Raw genomic sequence first — 22,183 nt, 5'->3', positions numbered from 1 at the left:
GATGAGAGATTGGCTGAAAACAACACCAAAAGCAGAGTTACATTTACATATTGAGGGGTCTTTAGAGCCAGAGCTAATGTTTAAATTAGCTCACCGTAATAGTATTAAATTGCCTTGGAATGATATAGAAAGTTTACGTAAGGCTTACAACTTTAATAATTTACAGGAGTTTCTTGATTTATATTATCAAGGAGCGAATGTATTAAAAACAGAGCAGGATTTCTATGATTTAACATGGGCTTATTTACAGAAGTGTAAAGAGCAATGTGTAACGCATGTAGAGCCTTTCTTTGATCCACAAACTCATACTGATCGTGGAGTTCCTTTTGAAGTTGTTATTACAGGTATTAGTAAGGCATTACAAGACGCTAAATCACAATTAGGTATTAGCAGTGGCTTAATTTTATGTTTTTTACGCCATTTGTCAGAAGAAGCAGCTTTTAAAACATTGGCTGAAGCACTGCCTTATCAAGATCATTTTATTGCAGTGGGCTTGGATAGTTCAGAAGTAGGATTTCCTCCTAGTAAGTTTCAGCGTGTGTTTGATAAAGCACGTAGTACAGGTTTATTAGCGGTTGCCCATGCAGGTGAAGAAGGACCTCCTGAATATATTTGGGAAGCATTGGATTTATTAAAGGTTAAGCGAATAGATCATGGTGTTAGAGCGATTGAAGATGAGCGTTTAATGCAACGTTTAATTGATGAGCAAATACCATTAACAGTGTGTCCTCTGTCTAATATTAAATTATGTGTGTTTGATGAAATGAAGCAACACATTATTTTGGATATGCTGGATCGTGGTGTGAAAGTAACTGTTAACTCTGATGATCCTGCTTATTTTGGTGGTTATATGAATGAAAACTTTCAAGCGATGTTTGATCATCTAGGGATGACGCAACAACAAGCAGAAAAGTTAATTCAAAATAGTTTTGATGCTCGATTAGTTAAATAGAGTTATTTAGCTTATAACTGCCTTAGTTGATTAAGGCAGTTTTTTATCACCAAATATATAAGGTAATAGTCTTACCATATTTCTTGCATCATCGATCCCTCGATGTGCGGTACCAATAAATTCCATATTAGCTAGCTTTAACGCTTGTCCTAATCCTGGCTTTTTTTGAAGCTGCTGTTTTTCAGCCATTAATCGTTTGATATTAATATGCTTAGCACTAATAGGGTTAGCAACCTGATGATATTGGCAGTCTTGGTTTAACTGATTGTAGTCGTAATCACCCCATGAACAAAAAGCGAATTTTTTATATTGATAAAGCCATGTTTTAAAAGGGGCGATAAAGTTTTTAAAAGTAGTCGCTTTATCTACTTGTTGTTGAGTAATTGACGTTAGTTGTGTGCAGAATGTAGTTAATTTTGGATAACGTACAGGTTTGATAAAGCTCTGGAACTCATCTATTAATTGCAAAGTTTGGCTATCTACCATGACTGCACCAATCTCAATAATTTCCATTTGGTGACGAGGGATAGAACCTTGATCACAACAAGTGGCTTCAAAATCAATAATTAAATAATGTTGCATTTGTATTGTTTCTTTTGTTAATAGTATTATGTTGCTGTGTTTTATTATAACTTAATGATTCATTTAGTTTTTATGTGATTAAGATTTATGCTAAGAAAATTAAGCAAATCATTGGTTTTATGTTATCTTATACCGGTCTTAATGAGATGATTAGAGTAGATAAAATGACAGCTAAAAAGGATAATACAATTACTATTTTTGGTATTAAAAATTGTAATACCATGAAAAAAGCATTTGATTATTTAGATGAACATAATGTCAGTTATCAATTTCATGATTATAAGAAACAAGGAATTGATAAAGAGCATTTGCAAGCATGGTGTAAAGAACACGGTTGGGAAAAAGTTATTAATAAAGCAGGATTAACTTTTAAGAAGCTTGCTGATGAACAGAAAAAAGATTTAACGGAAAGTAAAGCAATAGAGTTAATGATTGCACAGCCCTCAATGATAAAACGTCCTGTCTTAGATTTAGGTAATAAGACATTGTTAGGTTTTAAAGTTGAAGAGTATGATCAAGTATTGAGTTTAAAATAATAGAGATAGAGGATTTTATGTCAAAAACATTGTTTAGTATGGCTTTTGGGGTGGGAACACAGAATCGTAAAGGGGAATGGTTAGAAGTATATTATGCGTTACCACTGTTTAGCCCTAGTACAGCATTAACTGATGCGGTAGCTCCTATGGTAGGTTACAAGGGTGGTAATGAAACAATAAGTATTACAGTAACCCAAGCAGCAGAGTTAGCAGCTGCATTAAAACTGGTTGATGAAAAGCAAGCTGGGTTATTAACACGTTTAGCTGAAAGTAATAAACCATTAGTAGCCGTATTATTAGCTGAAGACAGAGATCCTAGTTCAGTTCCTGAGGCCTATTTAAAATTACATTTATTATCACATCGTTTAGTTAAACCACATGGTACTAATTTGACTGGTATGTTTGGTTTATTGCCTAATGTTGCTTGGACTAATTTAGGGGCGATAGATGTTGAAGAGTTAGCTGAGCGTCAGCTAGAAGAGCGCATCAAAGGTAGAGACCTAAAAGTAACTTCTGTGGATAAATTCCCAAGAATGTCTGATTATGTTATTCCATCAGGTGTTCGTATTGCCAATACCGCACGTGTACGTTTAGGTGCTTATTTAGGCGAAGGTACAACGGTTATGCATGAAGGCTTTATAAATTTTAATGCAGGTACAGAAGGCCCTAATATGGTGGAAGGCCGTATTTCAGCAGGTGTTTTTGTGGGTTCAGGTACAGACCTAGGTGGTGGTTGTTCTACAATGGGTACTTTATCAGGTGGCGGCAATATAGTTATCAGTGTTGGTAAAAACTGTTTAATTGGTGCTAATGCAGGGATTGGTATACCATTAGGTAATAACTGTACTATTGAAGCTGGCTTATATATTACAGCAGGAACTAAAATAGCAATGTTATCTGGTATTAATACCGTGATTGATATTGTTAAAGCGAAAGAATTAGCAGGTCAAGATGATTTATTATTCCGTCGTAATTCTGAAACTGGACAAGTTGAATGTAAGAATCAACAACAGAAAGTTTCTTTAAATACAGATTTACATGATAATAATTAAATTATAAAAAAATCCCTCATTTTGAGGGATTTTTTTGATTAATCATTAATGTAAGTAACAGGTACATGTTCTGTTAGCCATACACCATTATCAGCCAAGTAAAAATGATAACCTTGCTGATACATTTCGGCACTATTAATTTTTAAAATAACTGGTTGGCCATGTCTTATAGCAACACTGTGAGCTGTTTCAGTATCTGTAGATAAATGTACATATTGCCTTGAGCCTGCTAGTAATCCTTGCTGTTTAATAGTGTCTAGGAAACGCGTAGCTGTTCCATGAAAGAGAGTATTAGGAGGCTGTTGAGGGACATATTCAATAGTGACTTTCTTAGTAGAATGTCCTTGGGCAGCGCGGATTCTTAAACCATCATCTGAAATAGTAAAGCGCTTTTTATCATTATTTTCCACAAGATAATTAAGTTGTTGTCTAGTGATTGGCTGTTGATCTTTAGCTAAGCTCTCTAATAAATCATGAATAATTACCCAACCTTGATTATCTAATGTTAAGTTATATTCTTCTGGTTTATGACGAAGAATATAGCTGAGTAACTTACTAATCTTTTCTTCTTGTTTGTTATCCATTCGTTTGCTGATCATGTATTTAGCTTAAGCTAATATTAAGTACAATTCTTTATTTTCTAGTTGTGCTTGTTTGGCTAACGCTCTTATTTCTTCTAGCTTTTGTTGAGCATGGGGTAATCGCCAATGAATTTCATTGTGTTCAGCCCAAATAGCGGCAGCTGAGATTAAATCTGCATCCTCTAAGGTTACTAGTGCTTTAAAAAAAGGCTCTGGTAGTCGATAGAGTATGGCATCTGAATCTATTTCAATAAACTCTAACTCATGTATTTCTTTAACTCGGCTATTGGTAAGGCTTGCCCATAAAGCACTGAGTTCATAATCAGTGAAGTCATTGAGTGCAATATAAGGGTGACTGTGTTCTAAAATATTATAGTTAACCGCATCTTCTGGATTTTTAGCAATAAAAATATCTGAAAATTCTGGCATGATAATCTCGGGTAGTTAGAATTTAATAGGGTAGTGTTTATTATAGGAAAATTAATAAATAAAGAAAGGGAGTTGAATATAGAACTTATATAGATTGCTACCCTTTATAATATAAGGGTAGCAACAACAAGTAGCTATCTTTGTAATAGTATATTGGCTGTTTGATCAAATGATCGGCAAGTTTCTTTATCAATAGCAAAACTAGTTAATAGGTTGTTGTTAGTATCATAGTAACTATATTGATAAGTAACGCCTTTGTTTATCGTTTGACGAGTAGTAGGGTTATTACATAAACCAGCAATATTCATATTGGGATTGATTTGTGCAGGTGTGATATTAGGTTGTTTAATGATGGCTTTATTCCAAATAGTTCGTTGTTGTGGATTATAGCCTACATCAGTCAGTTGAATGCTATCATTGCTAAGTGCATTAAGATTTTGCTTGATAGTTTTTGCTTCTTGAGCTAATTGTTTATCTAAGTCATCCTCTATAGCTGTTTCTGCACCAGTGGGGTTTTTGCAGTCTCTTAGATCTACTGAAAAGTCTTTGACTAGTTTATTTTCATCTTTTCCATAATATTTTAAATGAAAACTAATATATTTTTCTGTTAATTTGGAAAAATAAGGATGGTTACAGATTAAATTAATATTGTCTTCTTTTGTCATTTCGTTGATATTAATTGACTCTTTATCAGCTTTGGCATCAATTGAAATAGTCTTTTGGTTTGCATCATAATTAATATTGAAAGCGATAAATTGACTATTAAGTGGATGGGGAAGCGAGGTTTTTATTTGTGTGAGCTCTTTGTTTAACTGGCTTTCAAATTGTTTAAAGTTAAGTTCACAAGACGATTCTGTGATAACAATATTTTTTAAAAGATCTTTATTCATTCCATAATAAAAGAAACTAACAGTCATGCCTAAATTTATGGCAGAACGTAAAGTGGGGTTGTAACAAATTTCATTAGTGACCTTATCTTGCTCAGTTTTGTTAATTATGCGTTGAGGATCCAACAGTGTAGCTGTATAGATAAGGATTTGTTTTTGGTGATCGTAATTAATATCAGTTAATAATAAATCTGTAGATAGTTGTTTAGGTAAGTTTTGTTTAATTTGATTAACAGTTGTTGTTAGATCAGGCAGTGTAGTTGTTTGAGCAAAACTTAAACAAACAAAACTAGATAGTAGTATGGCTGCTAATGGTTTAAGCGAAAAAGTCATATTACATTCCAATAGTGAATTTAATGATGAGCAATTATACTCATAAAACACTAGAGTATCTAAAATTGTTTTATATACTGTGAAATAGTTAAAATTTTTATGGGGAGGGGGAGTGTTGTAAGAGGGGAAAGAATAAAAAGCAGCTAGTTTTAAAGCTATCTGCTTTTTATTTTGAAATAATCAAAGTAGTTAGATTATTTCTTACCCTTTTTAGCAGCTGGTTTCTTAGCTTGATTAACAGCTTCTTTAAGACCCTTACCTGCTCTGAAACTAGGAACTTTCTTAGCTGGGATAGTCATTGGTTCGCCAGTTCTTAAATTTCTAGCAACGCGTGCAGCACGAGCTTTAACCTCAAAAGTACCAAAACCTACTAATACAATAGACTCTTCTTTTTTTAGAGTTTCAGTAATAGTTTCTAATACAGCATTTAATACTTTATTAGCTTCAGTTTGAGTAATCTCAGCTTTGCTAGCAATTGCATTTACAAGTTCAGCTTTGTTCATACATATATTCCTTAATGATGGGAAAAGTTTAAAGCAAATAATACCCTAATAACAGAGTATGGATAAAACTACCTTAACTGCGTTAGATAATCAATACATATAATGCAGATAATTAAAGATTTTATAACTTTGTAAGCCATTTTCAAGGTATTTTTTCAAAAAAATTGGTTTTTTGCGACTAACTGCTACAGGGGAATGGTAACTTACTGATGAAGATCAATTTTTTAAGGGGTATAAATCTTTGAGGGCTACGATCTAATACTAATTAATGAGTCTTTAAGAGGTGAATATAAGAGGCATAGCCAAGAATATAATCGACAAAATAAGCTTTTACCGTACAATACACCCCTTATTTAATTGGTCGATTATGGTTTATGTCATCATTATCTGCTTCAGCAACTCAACAATTAAAGCTTTCTAGGCTACGTATTTCTATAGCTTTCTTTTTTGGTGTGGCTGGGATGAGCTTTAGTAGTTGGGCTGTTCGTACCCCTTTTATTCAGGAAAAATTACAATTAACCAAAATGGATTGGGGATTTTTATTATTATGTCCTGTTTTAAGCTCTTTTATTGCTACATTACTGTCTAGTTTTCTTATTGGTCATTTTTCTAGTAGAAGAACTACCATTATTGCTGCTTATTTAACAATACTCTCTGTGTTTTTGATTGGAATAGCACCTAATGTATGGACATTAGCTGGGGCTTTCATAGTGTTTGGTGCAGGCATGGGGTTAATAGATATTTCTATGAATGATCAGGCGGCAGCTTTAGAACGTATATATCAACGCTCAATTATGTCTTCTTTTCATGGTCTTTTTAGTGTAGGTGCTATGCTAGGATCGTTATTGGGTGGGCTATTAGCAAAGTTTGCTATAACACCTGCTTATCATTTATCTATGGTTGCGATTTTATTGATTATAGGTGTGGTTATCAATCAAAGGTATCTATTACATTCAACAGATAATATTACTGATGAAATTAGAGCTGAGATTAAGGTACCAATTATTGTCTTACCAAAAGGTAAATTGTGGATTCTTGGTTGTGTGGCTTCAGCTGCTGTATTTGTTGAAGGAGCAATGGCTGATTGGTCAGCTTTATTTTTAGAGAATATGGGTGCTCAAGAATGGTTGGCTGCACTTGGCTTAGCTTTTTTTACAGGGACTATGGCTGTAGGTCGTTTATTTGGTGATCGTTGGGTGGATTATGTGGGAGCAATCAGAGCAATTCAATGGGGTGCTGCTTGCTCAGTGTTAGGGTTATTTATTGCTTTAATTAGCTATTTTCCTATCGTTGCTATTATAGGGTTTGCTTTGTCTGGTATTGGTATGGCAATTATTTTTCCTTGTTTACTGACCTTGGCAGCCAGAGTTAAAACCAAGGAGATGTCATCTGCGGCTGCCATAGCCTCAGTTGCGATGATGGGGTATGTAATGATGTTATTAGGTCCCCCAATGATAGGTTTTTTAGCCCATGCTATAGGTTTACACTTAGCATTTATTGCATTATTTCTATCTAGTATTGTTGTGCTTTGTTTAGCAGGATTTGCTAGACCCAATAAAAACTAACTAAAAGGTTATTCTTTTAATTTAGAATAACCTTATTAGTCAAGTTTGTTATTCTTCATCCGTTGCAACATGATCAGCATCCATATTGAGTTCTTTTATTTTTCTAGTAAGAGTGTTTCGACCCCAACCTAATAGGAAAGCTGCCTCTCGACGGCGGCCGGCAGTATGTTTTAGTGTGGTTTCAATCATTACCTTCTCAAAAGTAGGCATAGCTTCGCCCAATAGATTGGTTTGACCTTGCTTAAGGGCTTGTTCGGCCCATAGTTTTAAGTTTTGTTGCCAACTACCTGATGGAGTTTCTGGTTTAGTTTGATTAAGCACTTCAGGTGGTAGATCATCAATATGTACTTCTCTACCTGATGCCATTACAGTGATCCAACGGCAAATATTTTCTAGTTGACGTACATTGCCTGGCCAAGGAAGGTTTTTTAAATATTCTTCAGTTTCTGGTTTAAGCACTTTGGGTTCTACCGCCAGTTCTTTGGCGGTATTTTGTAAAAAATGCTTGGTTAGGGCAGGGATATCTTCGCGGCGGTTAGATAAGCGAGGTATATGGATACGAATAACGTTGAGGCGATGAAATAAATCTTCGCGAAATTTTCCCTCTTGTACTAACATTTCAATATTTTGGTGAGTAGCAGCGATAATACGTACATCCACTTTAATGGGTATATGCCCACCCACACGATAGAATTCACCATCCGCTAATACCCGTAATAGTCTGGTTTGTGTGTCAGCGGGCATATCACCAATTTCATCAAGAAACAAAGTACCGCCATTGGCTTGCTCAAAACGACCGCGACGAAGTGTTGCTGCACCAGTAAAGGCACCTTTTTCATGGCCAAAAAGTTCAGACTCCATTAAGTCTTTAGGAATAGCCGCCATGTTTAATGCAATAAAGGGTGCTTTTGCTCTTGGACTATGACGGTGTAGTGCATGAGCAACTAGCTCTTTACCTGTTCCTGACTCGCCATTGATAAGTACACTGATATTTGACTGGCTTAGTCGACCAATAGCCCTAAAAACTTCCTGCATGGCTGGTGCTTCACCTATAATTTCAGAAGCAGGTTCGATAGGTTCAATAGCTGGGGTTTTATTGTTTGTTTCTTGGCTATGAATATAAGCACGTTTTACTAGTGAGATTGCTTCATCAACATCAAAGGGCTTAGGTAAGTATTCAAAAGCCCCACTTTGATAGGAGGCAACAGCGCTGTCTAAATCAGAATGAGCCGTAATGATAATTACAGGAATATCTGAATAGTTCGCTTTTATATGACCTAGTAAATCAAAGCCACTACTACCTGGCATACGGATGTCAGAAATTATGACATTAGGTTTACTGTACTCTAAGGCATTTAACACAGCATCAACATTATCAAAAGTCTGGGTTTGCATATTTGCTTGTTGTAATGCTTTCTCTAATACCCAGCGTATTGAGCGATCATCATCGACGATCCAAACATTTTCAGTGTGACTCATAATAGTGTTATTCCTTATTCTAAGGGTAGAAAAATAGAAAACTTGGTATTCCCTGATTGACTATGACATTCGATAGCCCCTTTATGCTGAGTAATAATATTTTGGGTAATGGCTAGTCCAAGACCTGTACCTTCAGGTCGACCACTTACCATAGGAAAAAATAAAGTATCTTTAATATGAGGAGGAATACCAGGGCCATTATCGGTAATATCAATATTAATAACTAGTCGATGGCGAATGGTTCCTATCGTAAATTGACGTAAAACACGTGTTTTTAGAATAATTTTAGGGTCTTCAATGGCTGAATTTTGTAAAGCTTCAAGTGCATTGCGAGTAATATTAAGTACTGCTTGTATAATTTGTTCTGCATCAACAATGATTTCAGGAATACTAGGATCATAATCTTTAATTAAATGAATATTACCTTGGCTTTCAGCAGTAATAAGTTGATAAACACGTTCTAATATTTCATGAATATTAGTCATTTGATAATTTGGAAGTTTATTAGAGCCTAGCATACGGTCTACTAAATTACATAATCTATCTGCTTCTTCGATAAGAATATTAGTATATTCTTTAAAAGAGTTATCTGTAAGGGCGCGTTCAAGTAGTTGAGCAGCGCCACGAATACCACCTAATGGATTTTTAATTTCATGGGCTAATCCTCTAATTAACAACTTATTACCTTCTTGTTGGGAGAGAATAACCTCTTCACGAGAAACTCTTAAAATATCCAGTACAATAATTTCTATCAGGAAAAGCGTCTTATTTTCTGATGTTATAGGAGTAATAATATAATCAGCCATAACTTCTTGATTATTACTAGTCACTAAGCATGCATCATGTTTGGTGCATGCTTGCCCCTTTTCGAGTACTTGTTGTAAAGTGAGCGATTCTGTTTTTTCAGAGACAATATCTGTTATTGGAAGATTGACACAGCGTTGAAAGCTTGTTGAGAGCATAATTTCAGCAGCAGGATTAATATATTTAATATGCAACTTACTATTTAATAAAATAACAGTAGTGGTTAAATTATCTAGTAATAGTTTATTGAGTGTTGTTGATAGTGTCATAACTCGTTGTCTCATTGCTTGCATAAGGTAATGCAAGAATTAAACCAATAACAAATGCCTATTATCTTTCATTAGATAAGCGGAATTTACTATGATTTCTTTGGTCTAAATTATCGTCAATTAAATTATGCACTATTTTTGTGCGTTTTCAATTTATTATGGTGCAATATAAACTTTTGCTGAACTTTGGTATAAAAAAGCGAAATAACCGATGATAAAATTATTGTTGGTAAGTTTATTTCTATATAATATAGCGGTTTATCCTTTATAAAAATATATGACAAGCTGGAGATAATTAATTATGAAGCTGGTCTCTGGGAAGAAAAAGGCCAATAAGTTTCTTAAGCAAATTAGTTTAAGCGTTTGTTTGAGTGTAGCTTTATTTAGTAATTGTTGGGCCGAAACAAATGATCCATGGCAAGGTTTTAACAGAGGGGTTTATAAGTTTAATGATACGGTTGACCGTTATACTTTAAAACCTATTGCTAAGGGATACCAATGGGTTACTCCAAAGTTTGTACAAACAGGTGTCAGTAATATGGCTGATAACTTAGGTGAGGTTCAAAATTTTGGTAATAATGTACTACAGTTAAAACTTCATGATGCTGGTGTTGATTTAGCACGTTTTGGTTTTAATAGTACTTTTGGTTTGTTAGGTTTCTTTGATGTTGGCTCTAAAATGGGACTGCAACGTAGTGATCAAGATTTTGGTTTAACGCTAGCACATTGGGGCGTACCTAGTGGTCCTTATTTAATGTTGCCGTTCTTAGGCCCTAGTACTGTTAGAGATGCTACAGGTAAAGTGCCAGATTTCTTTATGGATGTTACACCTTATATTAATGATAACGGTGTTGCCTATGGTATTTGGGGTGGTGAGATTTTAGATACTCGGGCTCGCTTATTATCTTTAGAAGGGATGATAGTGGGGGATCCTTATATTTTTATACGTAATGCTTATTTAGAAACCCGTGAATATAAAATCAAAGGTTATGTGGAAGATGACTTTTAATTAAGTTAAAAATATAAGTAATAAAAAAGGGGCTTTAACAGCCCCTTTTGTTTTATATTCAAATTATTTTTCAAAACGTTTGAACACTAAAGTAGCGTTAGTGCCACCGAAACCGAAGCTATTAGACATAACATGGTTTAGCGTTACGTTTTCTACTGTTGATGTTTGGATAGGTAAATCTGCTACTTCTGGATCTAATGTTTCAATATTAGCAGAGCCAGCAATAAAGTTACCTTCCATCATCAATAAGCTGTAAATAGCTTCTTGTACACCAGCAGCACCTAATGAGTGACCTGATAAGCTCTTAGTAGAACTAATAGGAGGTACTTTGCCATCTTTAAACATTTCACGAACTGCTTTAATTTCAGCAATATCACCTACAGGTGTTGAAGTGCCATGTGTGTTAAGATAGTCAATAGGGCCAGTTACTGTAGATAGTGCTTGTTGCATGCAACGTAGAGCACCTTCGCCGCTTGGTGCAACCATGTCATAACCATCAGAAGTTGCACCATAACCTACTAATTCAGCATAGATTTTAGCGCCACGTTTTAAGGCATGTTCTAGTTCTTCAACCACTAACATACCACCACCGCCTGCAATAACGAAACCATCACGGTTAGCATCATAGGCACGCGATGCTTTTTCAGGGGTATCATTGTATTGGCTTGAAAGGGCACCCATAGCATCAAATAGGAATGATTGTGTCCAATGTTCTTCTTCACCACCGCCAGCAAATACTATGTCTTGTTTACCCATTTGGATTTGCTCCATAGCAATTCCAATACAGTGAGCACTTGTAGCGCAAGCTGACGAAACAGAGTAGTTAAGACCTTTGATTTTAAAAGGTGTAGCTAAACAAGCAGATACTGTACTACCCATAGTACGGGTAACACGATAAGGACCTACACGTTTAATGCCTTTTTCACGAAGTGTATCTAATGCTTCCATTTGATTAAAGGTAGAAGCACCACCACTACCAGCAATTAAACCAACACGAGGGTTAGATACTTGCTCTTCAGTTAAATTAGCATCAGCAATAGCCTGTTTCATTGCTAAATAGGAGAAGGCAGCAGCGTCACCCATAAAACGTTTAATTTTACGATCAATAAGCTCTTCTAAATTAAGATCAATTGACCCACAAACATTACTGCGTAACCCCATTTCCGCATATTCTGGATTAAAACGGATACCTGAACGGCTAGTACGAAGACTAGTAGAAACAGTTTCTTTATCGTTGCCTAGGCAAGAGGTTATGCCTAAACCAGTAATCACAACTCGACGCATACGAATAACCCTTAGAAGTTGTCAGTGGAAGTAAATAAGCCAACACGTAAACTGTCAGCAGTATAGATTTCTTTTCCATCTACGCTAACACTACCATCTGCGATGGCTAATATTAATGAACGATTAATAGTACGTTTAATATGAATATGGTAGGTTATTTTTTTCGCAGTTGGAACAACTTGACCTGAAAATTTTACCTCACCAGCACCAAGCGCTCTGCCACGACCAGGATTACCTTGCCAACCCAGATAAAAACCAACTAACTGCCATAAAGCATCTAAGCCAAGACAGCCAGGCATCACAGGGTCGCCGATGAAGTGGCATTGAAAAAACCATAGATCAGGGCGAATATCAAGTTCTGCAATGATTTCTCCCTTGCCATATTTGCCCCCTGTAGAGTTGATATTAATAATTCGGTCCATCATCAACATATTGGGCGCAGGTAATTGAGCGTTGCCCGGACCAAACAGCTCTCCTCGACTGCATTTAAGCAAATCTTCATAGGAATAACTGTGTTGTGGTGTCATGTAAACTCCTTAGATCATTTATAATTAAAATGTTGATAGCTACCTACCTAACTATTAGCTATTATGTCTGCCTATTGGCAGGGAAAGATTATAAATAATCTAATAATGTAACGAGTAGTGGCTATTGCTTAAGTATATAAAAGTTGTATTTTACCTTTTAATGATTTAAAAATACAAACATTCTAAATTATTGAATTAATAATTTAGTATTAAATGATATTGCATAGTTAGGTATTTACTGAAAATAAGTAGGTTTTATATGAGTTATCAGAGAACTGTAGCAGTAATTGGTGGTGGTAGTTTTGGTACAGCATTAGCTAATTTATTGGCAGAAAATGGCCATAAAGTTCTAATGTGGATGCGTGATGCTCAACAGGCAGAGATTATTCGTACTGAACGGCAAAGTCCCCGTTACTTAAAAGGTGTACCTATTCATGCAGCAGTTGATCCAACTACCGATTTAACAAAGGCGATTAAGCCTGACTTACTATTTATTGCTTTACCTTCTAGTGCATTACGTGAAGTATTAAAACCTATTGCCAGTGAGTTAAATAATAAAATATTAGTTAGTATGACTAAAGGAATTGAGGCTAATACTTTTTTATTAATGAGTCAGATTTTACAAGAACTTGCTCCTCAAGCCAAAATAGGGGTGTTATCTGGCCCTAATTTAGCAAGAGAAATAGCAGAGCATGCCTTAACAGCCACAGTAATTGCCAGTGAAGATACTAGTGTTTGCCAACAGGTACAAGAAGTGTTACATGGCCGTACTTTCAGAGTCTATGCCAGCAATGATCGCTATGGTGTTGAGCTAGGTGGGGCTTTAAAAAATGTTTATGCCATCATGTCAGGCATGACGGTAGCATTAGGAATGGGAGAGAATACCCGTGCTACGTTGATTACTCGAGCTTTAGCAGAAATGACGAGGTTTGCAGTAAAACTTGGGGCAAATCCTATGACATTTTTAGGATTGGCAGGTGTAGGAGATTTATTAGTCACTTGTAGTTCTCCTAAGAGTAGAAATTATCAAGTGGGTTATGCTATTGGTCAGGGATTATCTTTAGAAGAGGCTGTAAGTCGTTTAGGTGAAGTAGCTGAGGGAGTTAATACCTTAAAAGTATTAAAAGCAAAATCAGATGAATTAGGGATTTATATGCCTTTAGTAACAGGCTTGTATGCCATTATATTTGGTGGTATGAGTTTAGAGAAGGTAATCGAAAAACTGATGTTAGCAGAGCCTAAAACAGATGTTGATTTTATATCAACAGAGGGTTTTTAAAATAAAAGGGTTAATAAACCCTTTTATTTTAATTCAAACATATCGGCGTCTTGATAAGCAGGAAAAGACTCACGAAATGCTAATAGTTTACTGCCCGATAAGGTATAGTTAAAAACTCCTGCTTTATCTTCACAAGTGACTAATTGCTCACCAAGATAATCAAACAGTTGGCTATCGCCACTATAAGGGTAGCCTTTGCCATCTTTACCGATACGGTTAACACCTGCTGTATAACATAAGTTTTCTATGGCTCTAGCAGGTAGTAAACGATTCCATTGTTGACGTCGAGCAGAGGGCCAATTAGCAACATATAATAATAAATCTGTATTATAAGGATCACGACTCCAGACTGGGAAGCGTAGGTCATAACAAATAAGAGGGCGAATTTTCCAACCCTTATGTTCAACTAACAGTTGATATTCACCAGCAGAGTAGTGCATATGTTCATTAGCCATTCGAAATAGATGGCGTTTATCATATTGCACCATAGTGCCATCAGGTCTTGCCCAAAATAACCGATTAAAGTACTTATTATCATTAGTACGAATAATTAAACTGCCTGTCACAACAGATTGTAATTGAATGGCTGATTGTCTTAACCATTGAATAGTCTGACCATCTTCTGACTCAGCTAGTTTTTCTGCATCCATTGAAAAGCCAGTAGTAAACATTTCAGGCAAAACAATAATGTCAGTATTAGTAATTTGTGCAAATTGTTTATCAAAATGAGCTTTATTAGCTTCAGGGTTTTGCCAAACCAAATCAGTTTGAACTAAAGCAATATTTAAATCTTCTAAATTGCGCATAATCTCTCCGCTGCTTGACGTAGCGTGTCATCTTTTTTGGCAAAACATAGGCGAACTAATCGCAATGATTGAGGTGGTTGTTGACAAAATACAGAAATAGGAATTGCGGCTATGCTATGTTTTTTGACTAGCCATTCTACCATTTGTAGGTCGTTAAAGTCTGGTTTGATTCGACTATAGTCTAGTAATTGGAAGTAGGTGCTGGGCGTCGGTGTAAAAGTAAACTTAGAGGCTGTTAATAAACTACAAAATAGATCCCTTTTTTGTTGGTAAAAATCAGGTAGCTCTATTAAGTGGTTAGGCTGTTTTGCCATAAAATCAGCTAAGGCGAATTGGAGGGGGGTAACGGTTGCAAAGCTAACATATTGATGTATTTTACGAAACTCTGCTGTTAATGCTGCTGGTGCTGCAACATAGCCTATTTTCCAACCTGTTACATGGAAACTTTTGCCAAAAGAGCTTATAACAAAAGAACGTTCAAATAATTCATCATGAGTGAGTAAGCTATGGTGAACAGCTTGATCAAACACAAGGTGTTCATAAACTTCATCACCGATTAAATAAATATCTTTATCACGAATAATATCAGCTAATTGTTGTAAGTCTTGTGCCGTTAATGTTGCTCCACTAGGGTTATGGGGAGTATTAATGATAATAAGACGAGTTTTAGCGGTAATTGCATCTCTTAATTGTTGCCAGTCAATAGTGAAATGTGGCAATTGCAGAGGAATATGAATGCAACGACCGGCTGCTAATGTAACAGCAGGTTCATAACTATCGTAACAAGGGTCAAATACAATAACTTCCTCACCTGTTTTAATCACTGCTTGGATAGCACAAAATATAGCTTGCGTAGCACCTGGTGTAACGGTGATTTCAGTGGTTTCGTTGAGTTGCTTATTATAGAAATACTGAATTTTTTTAGCTATTTGTTCCCTTAGTGATTGTATACCAATCATTGGTGCATATTGATTATGGCCTGATAAGGTATATTCACTGACTGCTTCACGTAATGCTAGGGGACTATCAAAGTCTGGAAAACCTTGAGATAGATTGATAGCACCAGTTTCCGCTGCCAATTGTGACATCTGGGTAAAGATGGTAGTACCTAGATTAGGTAATTTGCTATAAAAAGACATAATTAATAACTCTATGGTATTTCTTGTGGTTCTTGTTGTTTAGGTGGTAAAGGAGCGAAGTATCCCACAATCAGTAATAAAATGCCCACTATAGTAAAAGAAATAATACGCGCTAAGCTACCACTATTACTTAACTCGATAAAAAATAGTTTTACTACAACCACTGCTATTAGGCTAGCGCCAATTAACCAAAGTTCCCTGTAAACTTTTTTATGACCAGCAATCATCAGTGCTAGGGCGATAGATGTCCAGAGAATAGACAGGCTAGCTTGTACTATCATTGATTGTACTTGATCTTCAAAGTGAAACGGAACATGCGCCCAATGAAATGCTGTACGGAAAACAATGGCTGTACTCAATGCAAATAGTGAAATACCTATGATAATTTGGGTAATACGTCGTGTAGTTTTTGTTGTTATCTCAAATTCATTAAGGTGCTTATATAACCACCAAACAGAGCTGGCTAAGGATAACAATAGCCCTAGCTCTAATGGGTTTAGTAAAGGAATATAAGGGATATTAGGGATATTACCCGTACTAAAAGTATTAGCTAACCAGAACCAAGCTAAAGTTAATGCAGCTATCGGTAAAGAAGCAATAAAACAATACTCTCTACTAAAGCTATTGATAGGCCACGGTAGGTTTTGTTTATAACAGATAAGTAATAGCCAACAACTAGGAATAAACATCCAAACTAACCAATGCCAAGCATTAGCATTTGTTATAGATACTATAGGTAGTAGCTGATTTAGTGCAGTGGTTAAGACAGTTATTAATAACCATAGACCAACAATATGGCAGAGAGATAAAACATTATCTGGTAATAGTTCATTTAATCGTTTTAAATTAAAGAAGTGTACAGCAAATACCATTCCCCAAGCTAACCAGCCAAATTGGCTAAAAGGAGAGAGGTAATTATTGCTGAAAATGGTGCATGCTATAGGTACAAGTAGTCCTGTTACTAGAACTAGATCTCTCCATTGAAAACGTTTAGCGATCAAGCCAGATAAAAATAGACTAATAGCTGTTGTTAATAATAACCAAGTAGATTGCCAACTTGTATCAGCAACACGTGTTATTTCACTTAAAAAAGCAAAGCCCCACCAGCCAACTCCCCAAATTAATAATATTCGAGAAATAGGTTGCACTGTTTGTTGAAGCATTTTTATTGAAATGGGTTGTTGTATTCGCCATGAGGCAAATAATGCAACGATACTAAGAATAATCGGAGTCCAGAAACTAATATGGCCAAATGCTGGTAAATCAGTTGTAGCAGGTATGTTATGAGCAAATGTTAGTGTAGCGATGACTTGTAAAGCTAAGCTAAAATAGAAAGGTAGTATAAGGTTAAAGCGAACAGCTAATACGAAAATAAATAACCCACTGATAGACCAACAACTTGCTACGATTTGCCAAGGTAATACAAATAGAATGGCAAGGTTAGTAAAAATTAATCCTAATAATAGAATAATGTTTATGTTATAGCGTAATGTTTGATTTTGTGGATTACCATTATCTTCAGTTATAAATAAGCCATTAGTGAGTAATAGTAAGCCAAATATCATACATGTAATGAGTTGATACCAATCGGCATTGATTGCAGAACCTAAATATTGACTATTTATTCCCGTAATAAACACAAAACTTGCTAGTACTTGAATGATTAACCCATAATTAAAGAAAAGAGAAGATTTGATTCTTAACCCTAACCACATTGTAACAATGCCCGCAACTGCCCAACTTACAGCAGTTCCTTGTTGCATAAAGTGCAATGGGGCTATTAAATAGATAAAGCTAAGACCTGTAATACTAAACATGGTAGTTAAGCTTCGTTCTGTGCTCTCTAAATCTGCATAATATTTCTCTGCTTGATAAAAACTAAATAGTAAAGCGATACCTAGCATTAAAGCTCCCAGTGAAGAGCCAGCTAATAATGTTTGGTTGCCTAGGTTAATTTCAGTAAGAAAAGCAATGGCTGCAGCAAATTGTAAAAATACCGCAAATAATCGACCAATTTTGCGTTGTTGTCTTAAGCTAACCCAGAAAATTCCAGCGCCTTCCATCGCCCAAGAAGCAGAAGTCCAACTAGCATTAAATGCAAGTGGAATGGTTAAACTCGTAAATACTACGCCTAGCGCTAAACAAGTTTCGGTTAGTAATGAGATACGTTTACTACCAAACTTATAGAAAGCAAAAGCTTGTAGTAAATAAAAAATACCCAAAATAAAGGAGCTAATAGCAAAACCATATTCAATATGGTTGATAAGGGAGTATTGTAAGCCAAACCCTACAATTGGTGTACCAAAGATAACAGTTGCGTCAATATAGTCAGTTTGTCGAACTGACCATTGCAATAGAGCATTACGGTCATCTGGCGCATGTTTGGCATCGTAGAGTTTTCGGCGAGCGAATAATAAGCCTATTACAATATACATAATAAAGAAAACAATTAGGAAAGGCTCAGTACTCCAGAATAAATCAGGCGTATAAGATTTTATACCCCAAGCAAAACCTATTCCAAATGTGCCTACAAAACCAATTAGATTTAACAGACGCCATGTTTTAAACCATGCAATAGTTAGAATACTAGTATTCAACAACACAAAGTAGCTAAACAAGGCAACATGGCTACCTCCACCTGATGAGGCTAAAATAGGTGCGGCAAAGCCTCCGAAAGCTGCAGCAGCTGCTAAACTAAGAGAGTTTTGGAAAATAGCGAGTAGGGCAGATGAAATAGTAATAAATAATAATAAGATAAAAACAGTATTAGCAGGTAATAATTTGTGTAAATACATGGCTGCATAACAGGTTAGATAAAGTACAGCAACACCAGTACCCTGTAAAATAAGGCCATAGTTATTCACTCTATTGCGTAATCGCCAACCTAAACTAATTAATACTAAGCCACCAATGGCAACACCTATGTAACGGCCTTCAATGGGGAAGGTCATTCCTTCAGTGGCATAACGTAATAAAAAGGCAAGCCCAAGAAATAAAATAATGGCACCTATACGTAATATAGTATTACCTCCAAATAACCAATTACGGGCCATACCAAATATATCTATATTGTTTTCATTAACTGTGGTTTTTAATGGTGCTGGTTTCCTAATAGGAGGTTGTTTCTTGACTGGGTCTATAGGTGTATTTACAGCTGGTGCTGTTTGGTTTATTGGTTGTGGCTGTTGTTGTTTAGCTGGTTGCTCTATATTTTGAGTAGTAATAGTACTGGCAATAGAAGTGGTATCAATTGTTTGTTTGGCTGGGAGCTGAATATCTTGTGTAATTATACTATCAGGAGCTTTCTCTAAAGTTGATGGTAGTGGCTTACTAATAGTATCTATATGTTTATGTTGTTGGGTATTTTGTTCTGTAATTGGTTTAATGCTTATAGGTTTAATAGAAACTGGCTGTTCTATAGGTTTTTGGTTAGCAACTATTGGTGAGGCTGGTTCTGTAAATTTAGTTTGAGAAACAACAGGTTCTGTTTGTTTATCATCGCTAGTGAAGGTGTGTAGCTGTTTATTAATATGGATAATTTGTTTAGCAATGGATTGCTGATTTTGCTCTAGTTGAGCTTTTAATAATTGTAATTCTTTTTCTTGTTTTTTATTCTCACTGGCCAAGTTTTGAATACGAGAACTAAAACCAAGTACTAATCCAAAAATTGCTCCCATTAATGAGGATACAAGGGATTGATCCATAAGTAAACCAACAGCTCCTCCAACCAACATTAAAATCCACTGCATAACGTTTATCCCTATTTATATTTTTCAAATAAATGTTTAAATAATCATAATGGTTATTTAAATGAGTAACATTAATTATTTATTAAAATTGCCAAAATTAATATATAGTTAAGTATTAAATTTGTTATAGGAAAATATCTAGCTTAAAGAAAAGCTGTATAGCGCACTGGTATTCTTTTACAATGAATGTTAATAAGAAATTATAAATAATGTTATATTGATCTAATAATATAAACTTTTACGCGCTTGTTTTATGGAGATTAATAAATGATTTACTCAGGTAAAAACATTAAAGTTTTAATGCTCGAAAATAATATTGCTGAGTTAAGTTTTGATGCTACGGATTCATCTGTAAATAAGTTTGATACACTAACTTTGCAAGAGTTACAGCAAGCAGTAGCTGCAATTAAAGTAGAGCAATCACTTCAAGGGTTATTAATAACAAGTAGTAAAGATGCTTTTGTAGTGGGTGCTGATATTACTGAATTTATTCCTCTATTTCGTGAGCCAGTAGCTAAACAAAAAGAAACCTTTACAGCTGTGCACAAATTATTTAATGAAATTGAAGATTTACCTTATCCAACCATTTCTGTTATCAATGGTTTAGCGTTAGGCGGTGGCTTAGAGATAGCGCTAACAACTGATTTTCGTGTGATGAGTACTACTGCGCAAATAGGTTTTCCTGAAGTTGGTTTAGGTATTTGTCCTGGTTATGGTGGAACTGTACGCTCAACCCGTCTAATAGGTTTAGCTAATGCTTTAACATGGATGACTACGGGTAAAAATAATAAAGCAGCTGTTGCATTACAATTAGGTGCAGTCAATGCAGTAGCTGAAAATGATCAATTGAAAAATGTAGCTATTGATTTATTAACAAAAGCGATTAAAGGTGAAATTGATTATAAAAAACATCGTCAAGTTAAACTAGACCCTGTGCAAGTAGATGAAGTAGCTCAGCAGGCGGCTTTTGAGGCAGCAGAGGTTGCTAATAGTAAAATGGCAGCTAATTATCCAGCAGCAGGTGAAATTATTAGTTTATTAAAACAAAATATTAGCTTAGCTCGTGACAAAGCATTAGCGCTAGAGGTGGATAGTTTTATTAAACTAGGTCAAACTGATGTGGCAGCTAGTTTGATTGGCCTATTTATGAATGAGCAGGTGATTAAACGTAAAGCTAAAGCCTATGTAAAGAAAGCACGGCCTGTTAATTATGCAGCAGTATTAGGTGCAGGTATTATGGGTGGTGGTATTGCTTACCAATCAGCAGCTACTGGTACACCTATTTTTATGAAGGATATTAATGACCATGCTAATGAGTTAGGTATGGCAGAAGCTAATAATATTCTTAGTAAAAATATTAAACGTGGCAAGATTACTGAAGAACAAAAAAATGACACACTGCAACGTATTCATCCAACATTAAGTTATGAAGGTTTTGATAAAGTAGATGTGGTGATTGAGGCTGTAGTAGAAAGTCCTAAAGTTAAGAAAATAGTATTGCCAGAGGTAGAGGCGAGTGTAAAAGAAACCGCTATTGTTACTTCAAATACTTCTACTATTTCTATTAATTTATTAGCACAATCAGTAAAACGCCCTGAGAATTTTTGTGGGATGCATTTCTTTAACCCTGTGCATGCCATGAAATTAGTAGAAGTAATTCGTGGTGAGAAAACCAGTGAAAATACCATTGCAACTATTGTGGCTTATGCACAAAAAATGGGTAAGGCTCCTATTGTTGTTAATGATTGTCCTGGGTTTTTAGTCAATCGAGTGTTATTTCCTTATTTAGGCGGATTAGAGTCTTTAATTGCTGATGGTGCTGATTTTGTACATGTAGATAAGGTAATGGAAGCGTTTGGTTGGCCGATGGGGCCTGCTTATCTATCTGATGTGATTGGTATGGATACTTGTTGGCATTGCCAAGAAGTATTATCTGCCGGTTTCCCTGATCGCATGAAAAAAGAAGGTAATGATGCTATTGCTGTTCTTTATAAAGCAGAACGTTTAGGGCAAAAGAATAGTAAAGGTTTCTATGTATATAGCAAAGATAATAATGGTAGACTTAAAAAAGAAGCAGATTCAGTAGCTTATGATCTGTTAAAACCATTAGTTAAACAGTCAAAAGAAGTATCTGATCAAGAGATTCTTGAAAGGATGATGGTACCATTTTGTATGGAAACAGTCCGTTGCTTAGAAGAAGGTATTGTTGAAACAGCGGCAGAGGCTGATATGGCAATACTTTATGGCTTAGGTTTTCCAAGATTTAGAGGTGGTGCTTTGCGTTATATTGATACTGTAGGGGTAGCCAACTTTGTTGCTATGGCTGATAAATATAAGGACTTAGGTGCTATTTATCATGTTACTGATAAGTTACGTGTGATGGCTAAAACAGGTCAGCGTTTTTTTGATTAATATTAA

Annotated in this window: 19 protein-coding genes; 7 read left to right on the top strand and 12 right to left on the bottom strand. The window is 35.5% G+C overall.

Going from position 1 to position 22,183, the window contains the following annotated elements; all coding sequences use genetic code 11:
- Window position 1: 1 nt before the first annotated feature.
- A complete protein-coding gene (locus tag ACQVD9_RS12070; protein WP_264746198.1) occupies window positions 2-952 on the top strand; it encodes an adenosine deaminase in 951 nt (316 codons plus the stop codon).
- A gap of 30 nt (window positions 953-982) precedes the next feature.
- On the opposite strand, the gene ACQVD9_RS12065 is transcribed toward ACQVD9_RS12070, so the two are convergent.
- On the bottom strand, window positions 983-1,534 hold the full coding sequence (locus ACQVD9_RS12065) for a 3'-5' exonuclease (protein ID WP_264746197.1): 552 nt from the start codon (window positions 1,532-1,534) through the stop codon (window positions 983-985).
- Between the two features lie 164 nt (window positions 1,535-1,698).
- Here ACQVD9_RS12065 and ACQVD9_RS12060 point away from each other — a divergent pair, with 164 nt between their 5' ends.
- A complete protein-coding gene (locus ACQVD9_RS12060) occupies window positions 1,699-2,070 on the top strand; it encodes an ArsC family reductase (protein WP_264746196.1) in 372 nt (123 codons plus the stop codon).
- A 17-nt stretch (window positions 2,071-2,087) separates the two neighbouring features.
- The gene (gene dapD / locus ACQVD9_RS12055; RefSeq protein WP_264746195.1) at window positions 2,088-3,122 is read left to right on the top strand and encodes a 2,3,4,5-tetrahydropyridine-2,6-dicarboxylate N-succinyltransferase; all 1,035 of its coding nucleotides are present in this window, start codon (window positions 2,088-2,090) and stop codon (window positions 3,120-3,122) included.
- Window positions 3,123-3,160: 38 nt separating this feature from the next.
- On the opposite strand, the gene ACQVD9_RS12050 is transcribed toward dapD, so the two are convergent.
- The 4 genes from ACQVD9_RS12050 to ACQVD9_RS12035 all read right to left on the bottom strand — a co-directional run bounded on the left by ACQVD9_RS12050 (window position 3,161) and on the right by ACQVD9_RS12035 (window position 5,855).
- The gene (locus tag ACQVD9_RS12050; protein ID WP_264747898.1) at window positions 3,161-3,706 is read right to left on the bottom strand and encodes an RNA 2'-phosphotransferase; all 546 of its coding nucleotides are present in this window, start codon (window positions 3,704-3,706) and stop codon (window positions 3,161-3,163) included.
- 24 nt (window positions 3,707-3,730) lie between these two features.
- A complete protein-coding gene (locus ACQVD9_RS12045) occupies window positions 3,731-4,132 on the bottom strand; it encodes a hypothetical protein (protein ID WP_264746194.1) in 402 nt (133 codons plus the stop codon).
- Between the two features lie 134 nt (window positions 4,133-4,266).
- Complete coding sequence (locus ACQVD9_RS12040; protein WP_264746193.1) at window positions 4,267-5,352, bottom strand: hypothetical protein; 1,086 nt, start codon at window positions 5,350-5,352, stop codon at window positions 4,267-4,269.
- A 194-nt stretch (window positions 5,353-5,546) separates the two neighbouring features.
- Window positions 5,547-5,855 (bottom strand): HU family DNA-binding protein, encoded by a 309-nt coding sequence (locus ACQVD9_RS12035; RefSeq protein WP_201094832.1) that lies wholly within the window; start codon window positions 5,853-5,855, stop codon window positions 5,547-5,549.
- A gap of 374 nt (window positions 5,856-6,229) precedes the next feature.
- On the opposite strand from ACQVD9_RS12035, the gene ACQVD9_RS12030 reads away from it, so the two are divergent.
- A complete protein-coding gene (locus ACQVD9_RS12030) occupies window positions 6,230-7,420 on the top strand; it encodes an MFS transporter (RefSeq protein WP_264746192.1) in 1,191 nt (396 codons plus the stop codon).
- A gap of 48 nt (window positions 7,421-7,468) precedes the next feature.
- Here the strand turns inward: ACQVD9_RS12030 and glnG are convergent, their stop codons facing one another.
- Both glnG and glnL read right to left on the bottom strand, forming a co-directional pair.
- The gene (glnG, locus tag ACQVD9_RS12025) at window positions 7,469-8,899 is read right to left on the bottom strand and encodes a nitrogen regulation protein NR(I) (RefSeq protein WP_264746191.1); all 1,431 of its coding nucleotides are present in this window, start codon (window positions 8,897-8,899) and stop codon (window positions 7,469-7,471) included.
- A gap of 14 nt (window positions 8,900-8,913) precedes the next feature.
- Entirely contained in the window at window positions 8,914-9,972 is a 1,059-nt protein-coding gene (gene glnL, locus ACQVD9_RS12020) for a nitrogen regulation protein NR(II) (protein ID WP_264747897.1), read from the bottom strand.
- A gap of 301 nt (window positions 9,973-10,273) precedes the next feature.
- On the opposite strand from glnL, the gene ACQVD9_RS12015 reads away from it, so the two are divergent.
- Entirely contained in the window at window positions 10,274-10,981 is a 708-nt protein-coding gene (locus ACQVD9_RS12015) for an MlaA family lipoprotein (RefSeq protein WP_264746190.1), read from the top strand.
- 63 nt (window positions 10,982-11,044) lie between these two features.
- Here the strand turns inward: ACQVD9_RS12015 and fabB are convergent, their stop codons facing one another.
- Window positions 11,045-12,265 carry a beta-ketoacyl-ACP synthase I gene (fabB, locus tag ACQVD9_RS12010; protein WP_264746189.1) on the bottom strand — a complete coding sequence of 407 codons (1,221 nt, stop codon included), beginning with the start codon at window positions 12,263-12,265 and terminating at the stop codon, window positions 11,045-11,047.
- Window positions 12,266-12,276: 11 nt separating this feature from the next.
- Window positions 12,277-12,792, bottom strand: coding sequence for a 3-hydroxyacyl-[acyl-carrier-protein] dehydratase FabA (gene fabA / locus ACQVD9_RS12005; protein ID WP_264746188.1), 516 nt, complete (start codon window positions 12,790-12,792; stop codon window positions 12,277-12,279).
- Window positions 12,793-13,051: 259 nt separating this feature from the next.
- Here fabA and ACQVD9_RS12000 point away from each other — a divergent pair, with 259 nt between their 5' ends.
- Window positions 13,052-14,071 (top strand): NAD(P)H-dependent glycerol-3-phosphate dehydrogenase, encoded by a 1,020-nt coding sequence (locus tag ACQVD9_RS12000; protein ID WP_264746187.1) that lies wholly within the window; start codon window positions 13,052-13,054, stop codon window positions 14,069-14,071.
- A 23-nt stretch (window positions 14,072-14,094) separates the two neighbouring features.
- Here ACQVD9_RS12000 and ACQVD9_RS11995 read toward each other — a convergent pair whose 3' ends face one another.
- Genes ACQVD9_RS11995 through ACQVD9_RS11985 form a run of 3 tightly spaced genes read right to left on the bottom strand, consistent with a single transcriptional unit; the run spans window position 14,095 to window position 19,765 of the window.
- Entirely contained in the window at window positions 14,095-14,877 is a 783-nt protein-coding gene (locus tag ACQVD9_RS11995) for an amidohydrolase (protein ID WP_264746186.1), read from the bottom strand.
- Entirely contained in the window at window positions 14,865-16,016 is a 1,152-nt protein-coding gene (locus ACQVD9_RS11990; protein ID WP_264746185.1) for a pyridoxal phosphate-dependent aminotransferase, read from the bottom strand. Before ACQVD9_RS11990 ends, ACQVD9_RS11995 begins: the two co-directional genes overlap by 13 nt.
- Before the next feature lie 11 nt (window positions 16,017-16,027).
- Window positions 16,028-19,765, bottom strand: a complete 3,738-nt coding sequence (locus ACQVD9_RS11985) for a DUF2339 domain-containing protein (RefSeq protein WP_264746184.1) — start codon at window positions 19,763-19,765, stop codon at window positions 16,028-16,030.
- Between the two features lie 267 nt (window positions 19,766-20,032).
- Between ACQVD9_RS11985 and fadB the strand changes: the two genes are divergently transcribed.
- Window positions 20,033-22,177 carry a fatty acid oxidation complex subunit alpha FadB gene (gene fadB / locus ACQVD9_RS11980; RefSeq protein ID WP_264746183.1) on the top strand — a complete coding sequence of 715 codons (2,145 nt, stop codon included), beginning with the start codon at window positions 20,033-20,035 and terminating at the stop codon, window positions 22,175-22,177.
- The last annotated feature ends 6 nt before the right edge of the window (window positions 22,178-22,183 follow it).

The sequence above is a fragment of the Entomomonas sp. E7T21 genome, assembly GCF_058693955.1.
This window is presented reverse-complemented; position numbering and strand designations above follow the sequence as displayed.